Genomic DNA, 1,526 nt, shown 5'->3' with positions numbered 1-1,526 from the left:
AAACAGAAAAAATCGGGCATCAGTGCTCCGGTTGCAGTTCGCGATCTACATGTCCGGACGGCTTGTGGAGGATATTGGCTGGTCGAGCCGGTGGGTCATGTCGTGGACGCCGGGCCAAGATGGGGGCTCCGGCCCGTCCGATACATCGCACACTCACGGAGACAGTGACCGATCACGCGCGTATCGGCTCGATCAACGACTCACGCCCTTGATCGATACGGGTGCATCTACTGCTCCAGCCAGCGGAGTAGAACCTGAATGACTGGTAGGAGTGGAGGGAGTCGAACCCTCACGCCCGCATGGGGCACCGGGACTTGAATCCGGCGCGTCTGCCCGTTCCGCCACACTCCCTAGCTAGCACTCCCGGTCCCAGGACCCGAGCTCTGGGACCGGGCCAGACGACACGTGTCTTTGGTATTTGCTGGCCACGGGCCGCCTGCTGGTGAAGCAACGATCACTTTACTGTCCCGGCCTGCTCTGGGCCACGACACCAGCACGCAGTCCCGCCCCAAGCGCTCAGCACTTGCCAGCACATCCCAGCCCACCGACTCCCCGCAGGCGGGTCGCTCGCCAATCCTGCACCGCCGGTCTATCGAGGCGACAGGCCACATCCGGGCCACACACGCATAGCGGTAGCCGCCGGATCGGACGGCCCGGGTACCTCGGGGAGGGTGTACCGGGCCGTCACACCACTACCCTGACACCGGTCGACGGCTTACCGCCATGCCGGCACGTCGCATGGGTGAGGGCCCGATACCGGTGCGTGTCGGGCCCTCGGCCGCGCGCCTCCGAAGGGTGAAGCCGGATCCTGCGCGCGATGGACCTGTCCAACGATGTCAGTTACCCGCAGACACGACGAAATGTTGCTTCTGTTAAAAGACGTGTCGAACGGCTACCAGTTGTTACAGGCAGGCAAAATGAGGTATTGCCTCCCGCCTGCCGGTGGACGCTGAAGGGAGGCGACTTCCTGCCGCCGTGGTCAGCGTGCGGCGGGCCCGGGCGGTCGCTTTTCCCTCCCGCTGAAGCGACCGCCCATCCTCGTCACGACCACCGCATCCCCAAAGCATCCAGCTCCCCAGGCCGCTTCGCTCAGCTTCCCGGCCCTGCGCCGGGCGTTGTCCAGGAATGCCCCGGGCTTGATCTGCTCGCCTGCGACGTCCTCGACTGCCTCCCTCGGGACGTGCAGGTGACCTTCGCGGGCGTGGAACTGTCGGGCCGCGGCGAGGTTGACGGCCCACCGTTCATCCTGTGACCGGGCCACCGCCCGTACCGGACCGCCCTCGTCGGGATCGATGCCGATGGTCTCGAGCAGGTACTGCTGCGCGGGCATGAGCCTGTCCCATCCTGGGCGCTGCGCGGCGATCCACGCTCCCAGGTCCTCGCCCTACACAACCGCCTCGCCGGTCTGCGTGGGCAGGGTGCCGCCGGCCTTCATCGAACTCCTCCGTGGATACCCCGGCCTTCAGGCCGGGGAGGAAGCGGACTCCTGCGGAGCAGGGCAGCGGGTTGGGATTCGCCGTCAGGGC

At 66.5% G+C, this 1,526-nt stretch carries 1 protein-coding gene and 1 tRNA gene; both read right to left on the bottom strand.

The annotated features are described in order from the left end of the window. Positions 1 to 263: 263 nt before the first annotated feature. Positions 264 to 351: transfer RNA gene (locus ACFWBT_RS42975), tRNA-Leu, on the bottom strand. Between the two features lie 628 nt (positions 352 to 979). Then, positions 980 to 1,330 (bottom strand): helicase associated domain-containing protein, encoded by a 351-nt coding sequence (locus ACFWBT_RS42970; protein WP_385710274.1) that lies wholly within the window; start codon positions 1,328 to 1,330, stop codon positions 980 to 982. Positions 1,331 to 1,526 lie beyond the last annotated feature (196 nt).

Source organism: Streptomyces sp. NPDC060027, from assembly GCF_042737005.1.
In the GTDB taxonomy this organism is placed as follows: domain Bacteria; phylum Actinomycetota; class Actinomycetes; order Streptomycetales; family Streptomycetaceae; genus Streptomyces.
Note: the sequence above shows the minus strand (reverse complement) of the source record. Positions and strands in the feature narration are given on the sequence as shown.